The sequence below is a fragment of the Mesorhizobium sp. M1E.F.Ca.ET.041.01.1.1 genome (assembly GCF_003997355.1).
Classification (GTDB): domain Bacteria; phylum Pseudomonadota; class Alphaproteobacteria; order Rhizobiales; family Rhizobiaceae; genus Mesorhizobium.
Map to the genome: position 1 here is coordinate 1 of NZ_RZSL01000771.1, position 2363 is coordinate 2363.

Annotated in this window: 1 protein-coding gene and 2 pseudogenes; all 3 read left to right on the forward strand. The window is 62.7% G+C overall.

Going from position 1 to position 2363, the window contains the following annotated elements:
* Window positions 1–213 precede the first annotated feature (213 nt).
* Window positions 214–369, forward strand: a pseudogene (locus tag EOA38_RS33895) (acetoacetate decarboxylase); the annotation flags it as partial.
* Between the two features lie 14 nt (window positions 370–383).
* A pseudogene (locus EOA38_RS40715) lies at window positions 384–533 on the forward strand (SDR family NAD(P)-dependent oxidoreductase); the annotation flags it as partial.
* Between the two features lie 301 nt (window positions 534–834).
* Window positions 835–2363 (forward strand): asparagine synthase (glutamine-hydrolyzing) (gene asnB, locus EOA38_RS33900; RefSeq protein WP_245480990.1); only part of this gene is annotated, 1529 nt, incomplete at its 3' end.

The following is a 2363-nucleotide window of genomic DNA, read 5'->3' on the forward strand; positions in this document are numbered from 1 at the left end:
CGGACACGCAAGGTAGCTGAGCCAGATTTATCCCTTTGCATCAAACGGTTTCTCGTTTGGCATTGTACATGCGTGCTCATCCGCAAACCACGTCATGGACTGAGGAGAAATCGTCCCATGATCACCTCCCGAAATATACCGCCGCCCGGGTTTCCCGGACCCATCCAAAGATGACGTTGGACCAAAGGCCTGGCAACATGCAGCCGGCTCATCTGGCTCGGCGCAGCCCTGAACCTCTGGTTGCATACTTGCCCCCACGCCGAACTGCCGGTGCTGGAAGTGGTGTCGGCCGTACACATCGTCGCAGATCTCACGCTCGCGCTCGGGAAGGTCGTCCGCGACTACCTCGCGGAAGCCGAGCCTTGCTAGGGGGAAAAGGAAGAATCCCGAACTTTCAGAATGATATTCTATCGAACCAGCGCAACGAGGGAGCCGGTGGCCGGCTTCTCGACAAGGTGGCGGTGATCACCGGAGCCGCAAGTGGCATCGGCAATGAGATCGCGCTCAGCTTCGCCCGCGAGGGAGCAAGAGTGGCCCGCAGATCTTGATCACAGCGCTGCCCAACAAACGGCGTCCGGGATCGATCCGGTGGCAAACGCGCACCCGGGGTTGTCGGCTCGGATGTCAGTACGAGCAGGTGGAAAGCGAATGGTGCAGGCGATCGAAACTTTTGGGCGCCTCGAACATCCTGGTCAGCAACGCCGTCCTCCAGATCCTGGCGCCGCTTGTCGGTAGGCGGCCATAAAGGAGATCGCGTGTTCGCGTGGTGCGGGGTCCCGGATGCCCGAAGTTACGCGACAGTTACCCAAGGCAAGGAGTCAAAATATGTGCGGCATGTGTGGATGGATTGATTTCGATCGTGACCTAGGAAGTCCCGACGCGCGAAGGGAGCTTGCCGACATGACGGCCACCATGGCCTATCGTGGACCGGACGACGAGGGGACTTGGATCGACGGGCCTGCGGCACTGGGACACCGCCGCCTCGCGATTATCGACATCCAGGGCGGTCGCCAGCCGATGACGCTCGATGAGGACGGCCAACCCGCCTTGGTGCTCGTATACACGGGCGAGACTTACAACTACCGCGAGCTGCGTCAACGGCTTGCCGCCCTGGGCCATCGGTTCGAGACGAGCAGTGACACCGAGGTGGTGCTGCACGCCCACCGCGAGTGGGGCCACCGCGACCCTCGCAGCGCGGTGAGCGAACTCAACGGGATGTTTGCCTACGCACTCTGGGACACCGCCAAGCGCGAACTGCTTCTCATACGCGACCGGCTCGGCATCAAGCCGCTTTACTACTACCCCACCGAGCACGGAGTGCTATTCGGCTCGGAGCCAAAGGCGATCCTCGCCAATGGTCTCGCGGAACGGGTAGTGGACGCCGACGGGCTTCGGCGCACACTATCTTTCGTCGCCGACCCGCATAACACCGTGTTCCGCGGTATGCGTGAAGTACGGCCCGGCCACATCGTCCGCGTGACCCGCGACGGCATCCAGCAGATAAGCTATTGGCAGCTCACCGACAGCGGGCACACCGACGACGTGGCTACCACAGTTCGGCGCGTGCGCGAGTTGCTTGAGGACACGGTCCAGCGGCAGCTCGTCGCCGACGTTCCGCTAGGCACGCTCTTGTCGGGCGGGCTTGACTCCTCCGCCCTGACCGCATTGGCCGCGCGCTCCAGCGACGAACGGATCCGATCCTTCGCCCTTGACTTCGTCGGCTACACCGAGAACTTCACCCCGGGCCCGATGTGCGGTACACCCGACGCGCCGTACGTGCAGGAGGTTGCGAAGTTCGTTACTACGGACCACATGGACATCATCTTGTCCGCGGATGAGCTCATGGATCCGAACGTGCTGGCCGGCACCCTACACGCCCGTGACCTGCCGTTCACGTGGGGCAACGAAGATAGCTCGCTCTATCTGCTGTTCCGGGCGATCCGGCAGTACTCGACAGTGGCCCTGTCCGGGGAGTCAGCCGACGAGCTTTTCGGTGGCTACTCGTGGTTCCACGATCCCGCGCACATTCAAGCCGACACGTTTCCGTGGTCCTGCCACGTGGATATCGCCCTGCAGTCCCTGGCCCCCGGACTCGTTGAGGAGCTCGACCTCCCCGGATACCTCGACGAGCAGTACCGCAGGGCACTCGCAGAAGTACCCGCCCTGAGCGGGCCGGCCTCAGCCGATCCGCACGAGCGTCGCATGCGTGAGGTCTGCTACCTCGTTCTCACGCGTCACCTGCCGACTCTTCTCGACCGCAAGGATCGGCTGAGCATGGCTTCGGGTCTCGAGGTACGGGTCCCTTACTGCGACCACCACCTCGTCGAGTACGTATTCGGCACCTCCTGGGCCCACAAGACTTT